The organism is Streptomyces sp. NPDC087906 (genome assembly GCF_055584925.1).
Map to the genome: position 1 here is coordinate 176,888 of NZ_JBVJLC010000012.1, position 16,807 is coordinate 193,694.

Annotated in this window: 15 protein-coding genes and 2 pseudogenes; 5 read left to right on the forward strand and 12 right to left on the reverse strand. The window is 70.7% G+C overall.

The window, feature by feature from the left end:
* Positions 1 to 541: 541 nt before the first annotated feature.
* A pseudogene (locus ACZ63I_RS28995) lies at positions 542 to 865 on the forward strand (transposase); the annotation flags it as partial.
* A 4-nt stretch (positions 866 to 869) separates the two neighbouring features.
* On the opposite strand, the pseudogene ACZ63I_RS29000 reads toward ACZ63I_RS28995, so the two are convergent.
* Positions 870 to 1,356, reverse strand: a pseudogene (locus ACZ63I_RS29000) (hypothetical protein).
* 60 nt (positions 1,357 to 1,416) lie between these two features.
* Between ACZ63I_RS29000 and ACZ63I_RS29005 the strand changes: the two are divergent.
* Positions 1,417 to 2,319, forward strand: a complete 903-nt coding sequence (locus ACZ63I_RS29005; protein WP_469342116.1) for an alpha/beta fold hydrolase — start codon at positions 1,417 to 1,419, stop codon at positions 2,317 to 2,319.
* Here ACZ63I_RS29005 and ACZ63I_RS29010 read toward each other — a convergent pair.
* Genes ACZ63I_RS29010 through ACZ63I_RS29025 form a run of 4 tightly spaced genes read right to left on the reverse strand, consistent with a single transcriptional unit; the run spans position 2,306 to position 3,964 of the window.
* Positions 2,306 to 2,695, reverse strand: coding sequence for a PPOX class F420-dependent oxidoreductase (locus ACZ63I_RS29010; protein WP_469342118.1), 390 nt, complete (start codon positions 2,693 to 2,695; stop codon positions 2,306 to 2,308). The two genes, ACZ63I_RS29005 and ACZ63I_RS29010, sit on opposite strands and share 14 nt — an antisense overlap.
* A 9-nt stretch (positions 2,696 to 2,704) precedes the next feature.
* Positions 2,705 to 2,887 carry a DUF397 domain-containing protein gene (locus tag ACZ63I_RS29015; RefSeq protein ID WP_469342119.1) on the reverse strand — a complete coding sequence of 61 codons (183 nt, stop codon included), beginning with the start codon at positions 2,885 to 2,887 and terminating at the stop codon, positions 2,705 to 2,707.
* Between the two features lie 4 nt (positions 2,888 to 2,891).
* Positions 2,892 to 3,098: a DUF397 domain-containing protein gene (locus ACZ63I_RS29020; RefSeq protein WP_469342121.1), complete on the reverse strand. Its 207-nt coding sequence runs from the start codon at positions 3,096 to 3,098 to the stop codon at positions 2,892 to 2,894.
* Complete coding sequence (locus ACZ63I_RS29025; protein ID WP_469342122.1) at positions 3,095 to 3,964, reverse strand: helix-turn-helix domain-containing protein; 870 nt, start codon at positions 3,962 to 3,964, stop codon at positions 3,095 to 3,097. The genes ACZ63I_RS29020 and ACZ63I_RS29025 overlap by 4 nt, the downstream gene beginning before the upstream one ends.
* 157 nt (positions 3,965 to 4,121) lie before the next feature.
* On the opposite strand from ACZ63I_RS29025, the gene ACZ63I_RS29030 reads away from it, so the two are divergent.
* Positions 4,122 to 4,547 carry an ATP-binding protein gene (locus ACZ63I_RS29030; protein ID WP_469342123.1) on the forward strand — a complete coding sequence of 142 codons (426 nt, stop codon included), beginning with the start codon at positions 4,122 to 4,124 and terminating at the stop codon, positions 4,545 to 4,547.
* Here the strand turns inward: ACZ63I_RS29030 and ACZ63I_RS29035 are convergent.
* From ACZ63I_RS29035 to ACZ63I_RS29065, 7 genes are all read right to left on the reverse strand, one after another.
* Complete coding sequence (locus ACZ63I_RS29035; protein ID WP_469342124.1) at positions 4,537 to 5,421, reverse strand: SDR family oxidoreductase; 885 nt, start codon at positions 5,419 to 5,421, stop codon at positions 4,537 to 4,539. The genes ACZ63I_RS29030 and ACZ63I_RS29035 overlap by 11 nt on opposite strands.
* Positions 5,422 to 5,475: 54 nt before the next feature.
* On the reverse strand, positions 5,476 to 6,726 hold the full coding sequence (locus ACZ63I_RS29040) for a beta-ketoacyl-[acyl-carrier-protein] synthase family protein (protein ID WP_469342202.1): 1,251 nt from the start codon (positions 6,724 to 6,726) through the stop codon (positions 5,476 to 5,478).
* A gap of 23 nt (positions 6,727 to 6,749) precedes the next feature.
* Positions 6,750 to 6,995, reverse strand: a complete 246-nt coding sequence (locus tag ACZ63I_RS29045) for an acyl carrier protein (protein WP_041987002.1) — start codon at positions 6,993 to 6,995, stop codon at positions 6,750 to 6,752.
* 170 nt (positions 6,996 to 7,165) lie between these two features.
* Positions 7,166 to 9,271, reverse strand: coding sequence for an acyl-CoA dehydrogenase family protein (locus ACZ63I_RS29050; protein ID WP_469342125.1), 2,106 nt, complete (start codon positions 9,269 to 9,271; stop codon positions 7,166 to 7,168).
* A 263-nt stretch (positions 9,272 to 9,534) separates the two neighbouring features.
* Positions 9,535 to 10,809 (reverse strand): beta-ketoacyl-[acyl-carrier-protein] synthase family protein, encoded by a 1,275-nt coding sequence (locus ACZ63I_RS29055; protein WP_469342126.1) that lies wholly within the window; start codon positions 10,807 to 10,809, stop codon positions 9,535 to 9,537.
* Entirely contained in the window at positions 10,806 to 11,885 is a 1,080-nt protein-coding gene (locus tag ACZ63I_RS29060) for a beta-ketoacyl-ACP synthase 3 (RefSeq protein WP_469342128.1), read from the reverse strand. Before ACZ63I_RS29060 ends, ACZ63I_RS29055 begins: the two co-directional genes overlap by 4 nt.
* 153 nt (positions 11,886 to 12,038) lie before the next feature.
* On the reverse strand, positions 12,039 to 14,318 hold the full coding sequence (locus tag ACZ63I_RS29065) for a terpene synthase family protein (RefSeq protein WP_469342129.1): 2,280 nt from the start codon (positions 14,316 to 14,318) through the stop codon (positions 12,039 to 12,041).
* Between the two features lie 175 nt (positions 14,319 to 14,493).
* On the opposite strand from ACZ63I_RS29065, the gene ACZ63I_RS29070 reads away from it, so the two are divergent.
* Together ACZ63I_RS29070 and ACZ63I_RS29075 are read left to right on the forward strand one after the other, a co-directional pair.
* Positions 14,494 to 15,132 (forward strand): HhH-GPD-type base excision DNA repair protein, encoded by a 639-nt coding sequence (locus ACZ63I_RS29070; RefSeq protein ID WP_469342130.1) that lies wholly within the window; start codon positions 14,494 to 14,496, stop codon positions 15,130 to 15,132.
* Positions 15,129 to 16,715, forward strand: coding sequence for a M28 family peptidase (locus ACZ63I_RS29075; RefSeq protein ID WP_469342132.1), 1,587 nt, complete (start codon positions 15,129 to 15,131; stop codon positions 16,713 to 16,715). The genes ACZ63I_RS29070 and ACZ63I_RS29075 overlap by 4 nt, the downstream gene beginning before the upstream one ends.
* The last annotated feature ends 92 nt before the right edge of the window (positions 16,716 to 16,807 follow it).

Below are 16,807 nucleotides of genomic sequence, written 5' to 3' on the forward strand. Positions count from 1 at the left end.
TCTCAGCTACTACCCGGTGGGGGTGGACGCCGAGACGGGCCGAGTCGCCCCATGCAACGGGTGCGTGGCACCCGCACCCGGGCAAGCACCCGCCACGACGAACCCAGCCTGCCCGTGGTCCCCCCGGCCGCCCCCCCAAAAAAGAGGTACTTGCGGTGGAGGGCCGGGGGTCAAGGGTGGGCGCAGCCCATCGCGGAGCGACGCGACGAAGGAGCGCCCTTGACGCCCGGACCGCAACCGCGACACTCACATCTCAGGGGGCGGCCCCACGGGCGGCTAATCCTTCCGGCCCGCACAGCTTCGGGCTCATGCGCATTGACCCGCACCCGGCCACCCCCGGTGATCAGCGGGGCATGTGTCTCAGCCGACCACCCACCGAGTCGCCCCATGCAACCGCCGCGCGGCACCCGCACCCGCACCCGCCACCACGAACCCCGCGCCGCCCGTGGTCCCCCGGCCCCCCGTTACCGTTTTCGTGGCTCCGCAATGGGGCCTCCGGCCTCCGGGGGTGGTGTCACCGGGCCCGGAGGCATAGACGGACCGCCGACCTCTACACCCCGGCGTGCTCGCCCAGTTGGAGGCCCACCCTCTTTCGAAGATCCTGAGGTCGATCGAGGTCGTTGACGGCAGCACCTTCCCGACCGTCGGCCACCTCGCCGCCTACGCCGGACTCGCGCCCGCGACCCGCAGTTCTGGGCCCTCGATCCGCGGTGAACAACCCTCCCGGCGGGGAAACACGCAGCTCAAGCAGGCGTTCTTCCTCTCCGCGTTCGCGGCCCTGGGCGATCCGGGGTCGCGGAGCTACTACGACAAGAAGATCCCCCAAGGGAAGCACCACACCCAGGCCCTGCTCCGCCTCGCCCGTGCGGTCACCTGACCAGTGCTTCCGTGCGGAGGACTACTCGATCAGTCTCGACATCGAAACTGAGCACCGGATGCCCAGGGTCGCTCTCCGGATCCATCAGCACCGGCTTGCCCAAGTAGCCGCCCGATGTCACGGAGGAAGCCACAGAAGGCATCCAGTCGCCTCTGACTCTGCAACTCCCGCAGGTTGACGTCGAAGTCGATCTCGTCGTCGGCATAGAACCGGAAAATGGCCAGCACACCGGCTGCCGGCCAGACCCGCAGGATCGGGCACTCGGCATCCACAGGACGAGCCAGCACGGCCTCCGCGCGAGGCACCGGAAGCACCGTCTCGCCTTCGGCGTACTGCGACTTCCAGCCCCTCTCAACGACAAGATCGAGGACCGACTGCCAGTCCTCCACCGAGGCACCTGGCACACGAACATCCGGCAGCGACCCCATCAAGTCCGGATCGAGGAAACACCTCACGTCGTCCCACAGCAGATCGGCCACGCCGCCATGCTGCCCGCCCCACCCGCACCCTCCCGTGGCCGGCCGTGGCAGGCTTCGTGCATGCCGATCATTGGTGTGTCCCCCGAGGTGTCCATCGCGTACGAGACCTTCGGCGACCCCGGGGACCCGCCGGTCCTGCTCGTGATGGGATTCGGCGCGCAGATGATCGCCTGGCACGAGGACTTCTGCCAGGCGCTGGCAGACCACGGCCGTTACGTGATCCGGTACGACAACCGCGACTGCGGCCTGTCCACCACGTTCGACGATCACCCCGTCGACATGGGCGAGTTCATCGCCGCCGTCAGCTCGGGTGACATCCCCGCCGCGCTCGCGATGGTTCCCTACCGGCTCCTCGACATGGCCGACGACGGCCTCGGCCTGCTCACCGCGCTCGGTATCGAACGTGCCCACGTGGTCGGCGCCTCCATGGGAGGGATGATCGCCCAGACGATGGCCCTCTCAGCCCCGGAGCGGGTACTGACCTTGACGTCGATGATGTCCTCGACCGGCGAGAGCGAATACGGCCGGCCCAGCCCGGAGGCCCAGGCGGTGCTGTTCGGTCCGAAGCCCGCCGACCGCGAGGGCTACGTCGCTGCGGCGGAGAGGGAACTGGTCTGGGCGTCCAAGCGCTACGGCAACGCCGCCGCGTTGCGTGAACTGGCCGCCGCAAGCTACGACCGCGCCTACTACCCGGCGGGGATCGGACGGCAGCTCGGCGCGATGATCCTCAGCGGTTCACGCGCGGACGCACTGCGTGAACTGCGCGTGCCCACGCTCGTGATCCACGGCCTGGACGACACACTGATCGACCCCAGCGGCGGAAAGCGCACCGCAGAGCTGGTGCCCGGTGCCGAACTCCTGCTCATCCCCGACATGGGCCACGACCGCCCACGCGAACTCTGGCCCACGCTCATCGACGCCGTGTTGGCCCACACCCGCCGGACAGGCCCTAGCCGAGGGTGATCCGGATGCCGACGGTCCCGTCCGCGCCCCGGCGCAGGCGGCTGCCCAGCAGCGTAAGCCTGCCGAACACGCCGTACTTACGGGCGAGCAGACCGCGATAGCGCTTGGTCCCGTCGGCGTCGAGGATCTCCGCCCGCCCTGCGACCGGCGCACCTGACGGGTTGCCGCGCAGGTCACAGGCGGAGACCACGACGTCGGCGCGGTTGCGGATCCGCTTGACCTTGCCGGAACCGGTGACCGTCCAGACACCGAGGGCGTCACCGTCACGGATCACCCACACCGGGGTCGGGACCTCCCGGCCGTCCCGTCGGTAGGTGGTGACCAGGAGGTACTTACCTGATGCGAGACGTTCGAGATCCGCTAGGCCATCTGTCATGACGGAAGACTATGCGGACGCGTAGGTGACGAAGTCGCCCCAGGCGGTGGAGGTGAGGGCGAGCTGCGGGCCGTCGGTGTTCTTCGAGTCGCGGACATGTACCGCAGCAGGGGTGGCGGCTACCTCGACGCAGTTCGGGCCGTCGTTGCTGCTGTAGCTGCTCTTGAACCACCGCAGTGTCGAGTCAGTCATGCCATCAACTCCCGGAGGCGTAGCCGATGAAGTCGTTCCAGGCGGTGGGTGCCAGGGCCAACTGCGGGCCCTCGGTGTTCTTCGAGTCACGGACATGTACCGCGCCGGGGGCGGCCGCCACCTCGACGCACTCGGGGCCGTCATTGCTGCTGTAACTGCTCTTGAACCACACCAGCGTTGAACCATTTCCGACAGAAGGCTTGCGGGTCATGTCTCTCCCAGCTTTTTCTCAATGAAGGCCAGTGACTCCCTTGGAGGGAGAGCCTGTGATCGGATGATCCCATACCGCAACTCAAGGAGTCGGATCTCCTTGGGGCTGGTAATCATGCGGCTGAACATCTGTCCCTCCCAGTGTCCCACCGCCGTGCCGTCCTCCATTTTGAGGAGTTGCAGCGGGCCGCCCATCCCTGCGTGTTCCTCCCGGTCCGTCGGCATCACCTGGATCTCGACATTCCTCAACCGCCCTACATCCAGCAGACGTTCGAGCTGTCGCCGCAGCACCATCTTCCCGCCCAACGGCCGTCCCAGCGTCACCTCTTCCAGGACAAACGTCAGCATCGGCAGCGGGCGCCTTTCGAAGATCACCTGTCGTCCCGTGCGCGCCTCGACCTGCCGATCGACGTGGTCCTCCGAGTAAGCAGGGCGGCGCATCTCGAACAGCGCCCGCGTGTACTCCGCCGTCTGCAGCAAGCCATGCAAGTTGTGGTTGCTGTACGCCCCCAGCTCCACCGCCTCACGCTCAACATTCGCCAGCCCCCGAACCCTCTTCGGGTACCGCGCCTCCGCCACATCCTGCTTCATCGCCGAGATCATGCCCCCGGCGTTCAGCACCCTGTCCGCCCGGTCCAGGAACTCCGGCTTCGGGATGCGTGTGCCGCGCTCCACCTTGTAGACCAGGTTTTCGCTGTATCCGATCGCCGCACCCAGCTCCGCCTGGCTCATTCCCGCCGCCAGACGCCAGAGTTTGATCTGCCTGCCCAGCGCCTCAAGGACCGGACCTGAGTCGTCCTCAGGATCCGGCTGCCAGTCGGGCTCGTCGGCCCCGTCCGTCGTGTATTCCGTACCGCTGTCGCTCACGGCCCCGCCTCCGAGACGTCGTTCATCGCTCATGACGCCGCTCACGAAAGGATCGCGCTGGACAGCCCTTACAGGTCTGGACAGCCAGCAGGACAGTCACTGTCCGTACGGGCGTCGTCGCTGTTCAGCGTATGCGCAACCCACCACGCTGTGTGATGTGAATCTCAAAAACTCCCCTCAGGCGTCGGCGCCCGCACAACAGTTCCGTCTCCAGCTCTCCTCGACGCGCCGAGGCGCGCGCCTCGCCCGGCTGCTGAGCGTCGAGCAACTCCGCACGTGGGGGCTGCCCTTCGACGGTGCGGCTCATGTCATCGCCGAACTGGCGTCCAATGCCGTGCTGCACGGCCATACACCGGGCAGGGACTTTCGGCTCGTTCTCACCGTCCTGGCTGAACGCACCCTCCGGATCGAGGTGACCGACACCCAGGGCGACCGGCTCCCCTCCGCACCACGCGCCAGTCACTCCGACGACGAGTCGGGCCGCGGCCTGCTGCTCGTCGAGGCGCTGGCCGACCGGTGGGGTGTGACCTCAGGGCCGTTCCCCTGCAAGACGACCTGGGCCGAACTCGACCTCAAACCCTGAGCCTGTCGGCGGCGTCGGCGGCTCCGCCCGCGCCCAGCAGGCCCGTTGTCACCACCGCACGCCCCTCCCCCTCCAGCTCCGGAAGTTCGCGTCGTGATCTGCGCGTCACCGCCCCCGGAAGCACCGACCGCAGCAAGTACGCGGTCCGCAGCCACGGTTGGGCGTAGACGTGACGGGCCCGGCGTTCGACACCACGCGCCAGGCGGGTAACGGCCGGGGCCAAAGGGGCCGTTCGGTTGGCGGGCCAGGGCATGCGGGCGCGTAGGTCGCGGAGTACGGCGTCGTCGGCCGCGCCGCGTGCCATGTCCGTGTCGGTCCAACTGAGGTAGCCGACGCCGACCGTCACCCCGTGGTGGGCGACCTCCGTGTGCAGGGTGTGGGCGAAGGACTCCACGCCGGACTTCGACGCGCAGTAGGCGCTCATCATCGGGGCGGGCGCGAGGGCCGCCAGTGAGGCGATCTGGAGGTAGTAGCCACGGGCCGCCAGCAGCGCCGGGAGGAACGCGCGGGCCGTGACCGCGCTGCCGATGAGGTTGACCTCGATGACGCGGCGCCACGCGTCCGCGTCGGAGTGCAGGAAGAGGCCGCCGGCCGCGACACCGGCGTTGGCGACGACGATGTCGACCGTCCCGAAGCGGTCCAGGACCTGGGCCGCCGTACGGGACATGGCGTCCGCGTCCGTGACATCCGCGTACCAGTGGCCGGCCTCGCCCGGCAACGACGCCGCAACACGCGCCAGTTCGGTCTCTTCGAGACCGACCAGCGCGAGTCGCGCGCCGCGTGCGGAGAGCGCGTGGGCCAGTTGCTCACCCACGCCGCGCGCCGCGCCGGTGATGACTGCCGTACGTCCCCGAAGGGCCAATTTCGTACTCACAGAGACTCCTTCGGGGACGTAACGGCAGTGACGTGCAGGCGGATACCGGAACCGTCAGGCGCGTTCCAGCGCCACCACCGCGTTGTGCCCCCCGAACCCGAACGAGTGGCTCACCGCCCGGTCGATCCGGTCCAGCAGCCGTGGCTGCTTCGTCACGCAGTCGATGTCGAACTCCACCGACGGCGCGTCCAAGTTGGCGATCGGCGGTACGACGCCGTGCTGCAAGGTCAGCACGGTCAGTCCCGCCTCGATCGCGCCCGCAGCGCCCATGCAGTGGCCGAGCACGCCCTTCGGGGCCGTGACCGGGGGCCGGTGGGGGTAGACCCGGCTGATCAGCGCCGCTTCGGTCGCGTCGTTGAGGGGGGTCGACGTGCCGTGCGCGTTGACGTGATCGACGTCGTACGCGCTCCAGCCCGCGTCCAGCAGCGCCGCCTCGACCGCGCGCTGCGCCACGGCGCCCGACGGGTGCGGGCTCGTGGGGTGGTGGGCGTCGGTGGTGGCGCCGGTGCCGGCCAGCAGCGCGCGGGGGACGGCGCCGCGCGCCCGCGCGTCCGCCTCCCGCTCCAGCACCATGATCGCGGCGCCTTCCCCCATGACCAGACCGCGCCGGTCGGCGGCGAAGGGCCGGCACAGCAGCGCCGGGTCGTCGTCGGGTCCCGCCGTCGCGGCCGCGCCCGAGCGGGCGAGACCGGTCATGGCGACGGGGAAGACGATCGACTCGGTGGCGCCCGCCACCGCGATGTCGCACTGCCCGGTCGCCAGCAGGTCGCGGGCCACCGACAGGGCCGTCACTCCGGACGAACAGGCGGTGCACGGCGCCATGCTGGGGCCCGTGGCCCGCATCTTGATGGCGATCTCGGCCGCAGGCATGTTCGGGATGGTCAGCAGGATGCCGGTGGGCGAGGTGGCCTCGGGGCCGCGCCGGTCGAGGGCGACGGCCTGTTCGGTGAGGCTCGCCGAGCCGCCGCTGCTGGTGCCGACCACGACGGCGACCCGGGTGCCGTCCCAGGTGGCCGGGTCGAGCCCGGCGTCGGCGACCGCCTCGCGCGCCGCGAGCAGCGCGAACTTGACGTACCGGCCCATCCGGAAGGCGGTACGGCCGCCGACCGCGGCGTCGAGGTCGATGCCGTCGACCGTGCAGGCGAAGTCGACGACGCAGTCGCGCAGTTCGGAGACCCTGCGGGCCGGTGAGACCCCGGCGTTGACGCCGGCCCAGGTGGAGTCGGTGTCGTTGCCGACGGGGGTGATCATGCCCAGCCCCGTGACGGCGACTGCGGGTTTCGGCGGGAGGGGTGCGCTCGTCACGACAGGCGGCGCGATGGATGCGCTCACGGCGTGACGCCCACAAGTGCCTTGTCCAGGAAGGCGGAGATGTCGGCGAGGGTCGCGGTCCTCAGTACCTCTTCGGCGTCGGCGTCGACGCCCAGCGTCTCCTTGATGATGACGGCGAACTCGGCGACGGCGAGGGAGTCCATCTCCAGGCTGTCCATCGTGGCGGAGGGGATGATCTCGTCGGCCGGCACCTTGAAGGTCTCGGCGAGTACCTCGGTGATCTTGGGGTGGATCTCGTTCATGTCAGTTCCTTTCGAGCAGAGTTGAGGGAGCGGGTGAGGGAGCGAATGGGGCTGCTGCTTGGGCGGGGACTCGGCCAGCAGGTAAGCCGCTCCCCAGTACGTGCACAGGACAGCGCGCAGGCCCCAGCCGGCCGCCGCCTTCCGTACGCGTCGTGCCGTGCGGTTCGCTCTCACCGCGTCCGCTGGAGGGACGGCTGAGCTGACAGCTCGGCGGACGGCTGAGCGGACGGCTGAGCAGACGGCTGAGCGGATGGTTCGTGAGCCGACTCGTGAACCGGCTCGTGAGCCCGTTCGGTGTGCCATGGCGCGGCCGGATCGTCGTACGCGCCGGTGTAGTGCGCCCGGCCGATGGGGTGGTCGGCCAGGAGTTCTTCGGGCAGGGCGAACGCCGCCACGAGGGTCGGGGCGCTGCCCGCAAGTTCTGCGATCAACCGTTCAACGACGTCAGGCAGTTGATCGATGTGGTGGGCAGTGAGCCGGCCGCGCGCGAGCAGATCGCCGCTGTTGCGGTCGATCCAGCGCAGCGCGAACAGCCGTTGCAGGGCTCGCAGCAGGCCGTACGCCTCGGTCCCCGGCGCCAGCGTGTCGACCGCCGTCGCGAACGCCTCGGCGGCCCGCCGGTACGCGTGGGCCTCAACGGCGCGCAGGGCCGCGCCGGACGCCGCGTTCCAGCGGGCGACGGGGTTGCCGTGCGGTACGCCGCCCATGCGGGCGCGGGCGCGGGAGAGCCACATCTCCTCCACCTCGCCGAGGAGTTCGGTGAGGTAGCTGGTGTCGCGGAGATGGCCAGCGTCACCGGAACCAGTACCGGCCCCGGCCCCGGCCCCGGCACCAGCACCCACACCCGCACCCGCACCCGCCGAACCACCACCCGCCGCACCCCCACCCGCCGCACCCCCACCCGCCGCGAACAGCATCTCGGCCGCCGCCTTCGTGTAGATCGCGACGTTGTCGCCCTCGGCCGTGATGGCGCCCTCGATGCCCGCCATCAGGTCCGTCATGCCGTTGCTCTCCAACAGCCCCTGTGCACCGCACCGTTCGCGGCACTCCAGGATGATGTCCCTGGCCTGCCAGGTGATCCAGCCCTTCGCGACGGCGACCAGCCGTTCCGCCTCGGCCTTGGTCTGCTCGGTGTGCGACTCCCACGCGGCGACGGCCGTACGGTGCAGCAGGGTCATCGCGAAGACCGTCGCCAGCGCCTCGACCAGCGGGCCGTGGTGGGTCCGGTGCGCGATGACGGGGACCCGGTCGGCCGCGCGTGAGCCGCTGATCAGCCGGTTCCCGCCGTACCGCACGGCGAGCGCCAGCGTCAGCCGGGCCGAGCCGACCGCGCAGGCGCTCATCGACAGCTTGCCCGGCGTGACCCGCCCGATGGAGGCCAGGAACCGACGGCGGCGGTTGCTCTGCGCGCTGCTGAACCCGCCGTCGGCGCCGAGCCTGCCCTGTTCCCCGCCGAGCAGCGCGTCGCGGCCGACGAAGACATGGTCGAACGAGGTCAGGCAGTGGTCGACGGGGCTGCCGATACGCGGCGGCAGCCGCCGTACCCGTACGCCGGGCAGCGCCCGTACGGTGTCGGTCAGCGACGTCAGGAAGAGGAAGACGCCGTGGTCGGTGCCGTCCACCAGCAGCCGGGCCGCCACGACGCCGCTCTTGGGACCGCCGGCCGGGCTGGTGTTGGGCATGAACTTCTGCGCGCCCGCGTGCGGGGTGTGCAGCACGAATCCGGCCCGGTCGCGGTCGTACGTGGCTGTCGTCTCGACGGCGGCGGCGTCGTTGCCGTGCGCCACCTCCGTACAGAGGAAGGTGCCGACGCGGCGCAGCGTCAGGAAGTCGGTCAGATCGCGGCCGCCTGGCGCGTCTCCTAGCCCGCCGTCGTGGTCCAGCAGGCTGCCGAGGAACAGGTTGTAGTGGATGCCCGCGACCGTCGTGAAGGCCGGATCGACCGGGCCCAGCCACTCGTGCAGCGCGGCGAGGCCCCGGGGGTCGGCGGCCAGCGCCGCCGGGCTGTCGAGGGTGTCGTTGACGGTGCGCAGCCGCGCGTACGCACGCGAAAGGCGCTCCTGAGGCGAGAGGGCGGAAGGACGGGGACCGCCAGGCGCGGCCATTTGGCGGAACGATTCTGCGGCGGCGATCCTGCGCCATGGTGCGTGCTCGCGGTGGAAGTCCGTACCGAACAGCACATCGGTCAGCCGGCCCACGACAGGGCCGGAGACGGGGCCGGAGACAGGGCCGGAGACGGAGCCGGGGGTGGGGTCCACGGCGGTGTTGTTGATCATCACGGTCACGCGAGGAGAACGACAGCGAACTCCTGAAGAAACGACACTTCAGCACTCCCGCGCGTGAAACATTCGTTCGGCCGTATACCTCGTCCACTTGGGCGTCGACCACCCGGATCAGCGGTTTCACCCGGCCGTTCGGCGCAGCGGCACGCCGCACACCGCGGAACAGCGCACACAGCAAGGCACCCGGCCGGCGACCTCGCCGACCGGGTGCGCCTGGGTGCGCCCGGGTGCGCCCGGGTGCGGTCGCAGGAGAGACCTCAGGCGCGGCTGAACGCCAGCGCCACGTTGTGGCCGCCGAAGCCGAACGAGTGGCTGACCGCCGTTTCCACCCGCTGCCGCCTCGGCTGCTTGACCACGAGGTCGAGATCGCCGCCGAAGTCGATGTCCGGCGCGTCCAGGTTCGCGATCGGCGGGACCACGCCGTGCTGGAGCGTGAGGACCGTCGCCACCGCCTCGATCGCCCCGGCCGCCGCCAGCGTGTGCCCCACCACGCCCTTGGCGGCCGTGACCGGCGGCCGGTGCGGGAAGACCCGGCTGATCAGCGCCGCCTCCATCGCGTCGTTGAGGGGCGTCGACGTGCCGTGCGCGTTGACGTGTTCCACGTCGTACGCGCTCCAGCCCGCCTCCCCCAGCGCCGCCTCGACGGCCGCCTGCGCGCCGCGGCCCGTCGGCTCGGGGGCCGTCGGGTGGTACGCGTCGGTGCTCGCGCCCGCGCCCGCCAGCAGCGCGCGCGGCGCCCGGCCGCGGGCCAGCGCCGCCGACTCCCGTTCCAGTACGAGCATGGCGGCGCCCTCGCCGATGACGAACCCGTCGCGGTCGGCGGCGAACGGCCGCGAAGCGCCCGCCGGATCGTCCGTACGCCGGGACAGCGCGCCGAGCCGGGCGAAGGCCGTCACCACCAGCGGGGTCAGCACGGACTCGGCGCCGCCCGCCACGACCAGGTCGCACTGGCCGGTCGCCAGCAGGTCCTTGGCGGCGGCGATGGCCGTGGCCCCGGATGCGCAGGCCGTGGCGGGCGCCAGGCTGGGGCCCTGCGCCTTGAGCGCGATGGCGACCTCGCCCGCCGCCGCGTTCGGGATCATCATCGGGACCAGCAGCGGCGAGACCGCCTCCGGCCCCTGCTCGTGCAGCTTCAGCGCGTTGTCGACGAGTACGGACACGCCGCCGACCCCGACGCCCAGCACCACACCGACCCGGCTGCCGTCCCAGGTCTTCGGGTCGAGTCCGGCGTCGGCCACCGCCTGGCGCGCCGCGATCAGCGCCAGCTTCACGAACCGGGCCATCCGCCAGCCGGACCGGCCGCCGACCGCCGCGTCCACGTCGTAGCCGCCGGTGCCACCACTGCCGTCCCGACCCCGCGTACCGCCGACCGCGCAGGCGAAGTCCACCGGCTGATCCGCCAGTTCGGGCAGCCGGGAGGCGAACGAGCGCCCGGCGCACAGGCCCTGCCAGAAGGACTCCTCGTCGGCGCCTGCCGGGGTCACCAGACCCACGCCGGTCACCGCCACCGAGCCCGCCGCTGTTTTCGTCACGATGACGGATTCCTTTCGTCGTTCTGCGTACCGTTGTTCTGCGTGCCGTTGTCCTGCGCACCGTCGTTCTGCGTGCCGGGCCAGCGGAACGCCGCCGAGCCCCAGGTGAGACCGCCGCCGAAGGCCGTGAGCAGCACCCGGTCGCCGGTGTGGAACCGGCCACGGCCCGCCGCGTCCGCCAGGGCCAGCGGGATGGACGCGGCGCCGGTGTTGGCGACCCGGTCCAGGTGGATGACGCAGCGCTCCGCCGCGATACCGACCCGGTCGGCGACGGAGCGCAGAATCCGGGCGTTGGCCTGGTGGGGTACGAAGTGGTCGACGTCCGACGCCGCCCAGCCGACCTCGTCCAGCAGGGCGCGGCAGGAGCCGGTCATCCGCTCGACGGCGTGCTGGTAGACGGCGCGGCCCTGCATCCGGAAGAACTCGTCGCCCGCCGGGGGCGGTTCGGCCGTCGCCGGAGAACGGGAGCGAGCCCCGGCCCGGGAGCGGGCGCCGCCGCCCGGCACGGTGATCAGCTCGTATCCCGTGCCGTCGCTGCCGAGGTCGAAGGCGAGCAGTTCACCGGGATCGCCGGTCCGACCGGCCGCGATCAGCGCGGCTCCCGCGCCGTCGCCGAACACCACACCGGAGGAACGGTCCTGCGGGTCGAGCCAGGTCGAGTACACGTCCGCGCCGACGAGCAGCACCCGTTCGTAGAGGCCGGAGACCACCAGCCCCCGGCAGACGGCGAGTCCGTAGACGAAACCGCTGCACACCGCCCCGATGTCGAGGGCGGCCACGGTCCCGAGGCCGAGGCGCGCGGCGAGCGCGGGTGCGGTGGCCGGGCAGAGGTGGTCGGGGGTCGCGGTGGCGAGCACGACGGCGTCCACCGTCCGGCCCGCCGCCGCCGACGCGCGCACCAGCGGCTCGGCCGCCTCGTACGCGAGATCGCCGGTCGACTGCCCCGGCGCCGCGCGGTGTCTGCTGCCGATGCCCGTACGGCCGCGCACCCACGCGTCGTCCACGCCCCAGGCGGCGGGCAGCGCCTCGTTCGGGACGGGCTCCCCCGGGACGCGTCCGGAGACGGCTTCGAGCACCGCCGCCGTACGCCCGTCCCCTCCGTGCCTCCCCGGCCCTCCGTGCCTCCCAGGCCCTCCGTACCGCTCACGCGCATATCCGTTCGCCACCCACGGCCCCCATCCACTCGATCTGCGTCGACCGGATGGCGAACGGATCACACCCCGCGAGGGTTACGGTGCCATTTGGGGCACAGCCGGGACAGCACCCCCAGAACCGGCCGAACTACCCGCCGGCAGCAGGATCCTGGCCGCCGATGTGCCGCGCCCGGTCAGCGTCGGCGGCATCCAGCGCGGCTCGGCGCGGTCCTGGAGCAGGTCCGACTCCTTGTAGCGGTGGCAGCCCGCATGCCAGACGAGAATCCCGGAGAGCCAGTTCTCCAGCTCCTTCACATATCCGTCGAGCACCTCCCGCACCTCAGCGCTCAGGTCGAAGTCGTCGTACAGCACGGGCAGTTCGTTGGCGGCGACATGCTGGAACTGGCGCATGCGCGAGTTCATCAGGTCGTCGACGATGTGCAGCGCCGTCGGATAGTCGCAGTTGAAGAAGTTCTGGACGACGAGCACGCCGTTGTGCACCTCGCCCTCGAACTCGATCTCCTTCTGGTACGAGAAGACGTCGTTGAGCAGGCACGCGTAGTCCTGCGCCGCGTGCTCCAGGGCCTGCATCGGTCCGCTGCGGTAGATCTCCTCCGGTACGACGTTGCCGTGGCCGATCCGGCACAGGCTCATCGTCATGTCCGAGCCGAAGGTCGCCCGGCGCATCTCGATGTAGTCGACGGGCTCGGGGATACGGTTCTGCACCTGGTTGGCCAGCTCCCACAGCCAGCTCTCCGTCATGTCCTTGACGGCCTTGCGGAACGTGCGCCGGGCGTCGACGTCCATCGGACCGGCCGTACGCGCCCACAGGTCGGCCAGCGCGCGTTCGAGCCCGGTGGCGGGCGGTGGTGCGGCCTCCAGGGACTCGACCGGCATGAACAGCGACAGGCGCTCGTTGCACGCCTTCGCGCCCGCCAGGTCGCGGGTGGTGCCGTAGACGACCGGGAAGTAGTCGTCCCCGTACGTCCCCCAGGCCAGCCAGTCGGACGACAGGTCCAGGCCCTCCGGCGTCGCGTCCGGGTGGATGCCGGCCGCGCAGAGCGGCAGGTCGATACGGCGGATCCGGTCCGCGTCCCACACGCCCGAGTTCGGGATGCCCGGCTGCTCCTCCAGGATGCCCATCCGCGCCGCCCAGGCGACGACATGCTCGCGCGAGGCGTCCAGATGCGGGCTCAGCGTCGCCTCGAACGGCATCTGGAAGTCGGGCAGTTGCGAGGGTCCCACGCGCTGGAACGGGACATGGCTGTGGCTGCGCAGCCGGGCCGGACCGCCCGCGGTAAGCGTCTTGAGGAAGTCGGATGCGGCCGTGCCCCGGCCGACCGGGGTCTTCGGGAAGAGCGGGCCCGCCGTCTCGTCCGTGTCGGCACCGCCCCCGTTCATGTACCGGCTGGAGCGCATGTGCCATTCATGGCCGCCCGACTGCCAGTCCTGGAGGCCCTTCACATAGGCGAGGGTGTCGGCGACGGACGCCGGGTCGGTGCCCTTCTCCACGAACAGCGGGCCCAGTTCGGTGAGGGCCGTGTTGTCGAACTGCTGGAGGCGCGCGGTCAGCAGGTCGTTGACGGCTTCGGCCGCCTCCTGCGTCGTGCAGCCGAGGAAGGTCTCCAGCACGAGCACGCCGTTGCTCAGCTCGCCCTCCTCCTCGATCTCGCGCTGGTACGAGAACAGGTCGTTGCGCAGATGGACGCCGTCCGAGAACGTGTCCCGCAGGACCCGCAGCGGCCGCGTCTCGGCCAGGGCCGCCGGGACCTCGGCGCTGACGTACTCGATGAGCCCGGCGGACCAGGGCGCCCCGCCGACCTTGCGGCGCATCTCGATGTACTCGACGGGGTTGGAGACCCGCTCGGCGTTGATGTTCGAAAGCTCCCAGAGGGATTCGTTCAGCAGATTCTCCGTGGACTCGGCGAACCGCTGCCGCCACGCCATGGACATGCTGGGGACCGTACGGGCCCAGAGGTCGGCGAGCCCGGCTTCGACCGGGTTGGTCGGCTTGGGGAACCCGTCGGTCAGATCCATCGGCATGAAGAGGGGCAGCCGGTCGAGATACGCCTTGCCGCCCTCCCTGTCATGGTCGCGCTTGAAGATCTCCAGGAAGTGGTCGTCGAAGAAGAACACCCACACATACCAGTCCGTGACCAGCGACAACTGGGGCCCGTCGCAGTCCGGGTGCGTGTACGAGCAGAGCAGCGCGTAGTCGTGGGAGTCGAGGTCGTGCTGCTCCCAGATGCCGGAGCCCTCCAGCATCCCCATCTCCCTGGCCCATCTGCTGGAATGCTCCCTCGCCTCCTCCAGGTGCGGGTTGAGCCGGGCCGGATATGGCATGTAGAAATCCGGCAGTTCAAAAGGCTGTGTCACCGGTGCGCGGCCTTTCCCGAAGGTTCCGGTCCCGAAGGGTTCCGGAATCAGTTCTCCTGGGCCGGGCTCTACCCTTCCGCCGGTTGGGCCATTCGCGCGACGAAACAGTCATATGAACACATGGGAATTGCGTGGCGTGCATGCGCCCGCCCGCGAGCCGCGAGATCATTCCCGAATGAGCACCACAATTCGGCTCGCCCAGCAGCCCGAGGCCGACGCCCTGCTCGGCCGCAGCCCGCTGGCCGCCCTGGTCGGCATGCTGCTCGACCAGCAGGTCCCCATGGAGTGGGCCTTCTCCGGCCCGTACACCATCGCCGTACGCCTCGGCGGCGACGACCTCGACGCGCGGCAGATCGCCGCCTACGACCCGGAGGCGTTCGCCGCGCTGCTCTCGGAGAAGCCGGCCGTGCACCGGTATCCGGGGTCGATGGCGGGGCGCGTCCAGCAGCTCTGCCAGTATCTGGTCGACCATTACGACGGAGATCCGACGACGATTTGGCGAGAAGTCGCCACCGGCGCCGAGGTACTCGAACGACTGAACGCATTGCCCGGTTTCGGAAAGCAGAAGTCGCAGATTTTCCTGGCCCTGCTGGGCAAGCAATTCGACGTGCGGCCCACGGGCTGGCGCGCGGCGGCGGGCGCGTACGGGGACGAGGGCTCGTACCGCTCGGCGGCGGACATCACGGGGCCCGAGTCGCTGGCGAAGGTGCGGGCGTTCAAGCAGGAGGCGAAACGGGCGGCGAAGGCGGCCAAATCCGCGAAGTCCGTGAAGTCCGTGAAGTCCGCGAAGTCCGCGAAGGAGGGCGAGAAGTGAGCGGACCTTCCCGCGGCCTCGTCGCCACCCTGGCCGCCACCGCCCTCACCGTCCCGCTGATGCTGGGCGCCGCCCCGGCGCACGACCCGGCCCGAGATGCTGCCACGGACGCCGCCCGGGACGCGGCGCGGCTCTCCCGTGAACTCGTACGGGACGCGTCGGCCGAGAGCGCGTACCGCCATCTGGAGCGGTTCCAGGCCATCGCCGACGCGTCCGGCGGCAACCGCGCCGCAGGCTCGGCCGGTCATGACGCCTCGGCGCGCTATGTGCACGACCAGCTCGAAGACGCCGGCTACGACGTCTCGTACGAGCCCTTCGACTTCACGTACATCGAGACGCTCGCCGAGAAGCTGACAGTACGGGCGCCCGAGCGGCGCGAGATCGCGATCACGGCCATGTCGTACACGAAGTCCACGCCCGAGGGCGGCATCACGGCGGCGGTCGCCGCCGTCCCCGTGGACGCGACGACCGGCTGCGAGCCCGCCGACTACGCGTCCGGGAGCGTCACGGGGAAGATCGCGCTCATCGAGCGGGGCGGCTGCGACTTCGCGGTGAAGCAGCGGCGCGCGGCGGCGGCTGGAGCTGTCGGAGCGCTGATCTACAACAACGCGGACGGCGCGCTGAGCGGCTCCCTCGGCAGTGCGGAGAGCAGCACCGGCCCCACGGATGGCATCCCCACCGGCGGGATCGCGCGCAAGGACGGTACGGCGCTGGCCGCTGCCGTCAAGAAGGCCGCTGCCGTCAAGAAGGCCGCGGCAGTCAAGAAGGCCGCGGCGGGCGGGGCAGCGCGCGGGGCCGCCGACGCGGTGCGGGTCACCATGGACGTACGGCAGCTCCAGGAGCGGCGCACCACCCGCAACGTGATCGCCGAGACCAGGGGCGGCGACCCCGCGCGTACCGTCATGCTCGGCGCGCATCTCGACTCGGTCGGCAAGGGCCCCGGCATCAACGACAACGGCTCGGGCTCGGCCGGACTGCTCGAAGTCGCCCTGCGGCTCGCCGCGACCCGCGAACGCCCGGACAACAAGGTGCGCTTCGCCTGGTGGTCGGCCGAGGAGCTGGGGCTGCTCGGCTCCGAGGCGTACGTGAAGGCCCGTACCCCCGCCGAGCGCTCTGCCGTCGCGCTCTATCTGAACTTCGACATGATCGCCTCGCCGAACTTCGCCCAGCTCGTGTACGACGGCGACGATTCGGACGGTACGGGCGCGGGCCCGGGACCGGCCGGCTCGGCGCAGGTGGAGCGGGGCATCAACGCCTTCCTCGACCGCCGCGGGATCGCGCACAAGGGCGCCGATTTCGACGGCCGTTCCGACTACGGGCCCTTCGTCGCCGCCGGTATCCCGTCCGGCGGTACGTTCACCGGCGCGGAGGTGGTGAAGACGCGGGGTGACGCGGAGCGGTTCGGCGGCGAGGCGGGTGTCGCGTACGACGCCTGTTACCACTTGGCATGTGACGACCTGTCCAACATCAAAATGACCGCTTTCGACAACAACATCGATGTGATCGCCGACGCCGTCGGCACGTACGCGCACGATCTGGCCCCGCTGACGGCCGCGCCGGGGACGGCGCCGCAGCGCCCGTAAACCCGGCCACAGACCCGTTCGAGGGAACCACCGGAGCGGAGGGAAGCGCTCCACTCGTGCGCCACTCCCGCTTTAACGGTGAATGTCACTTT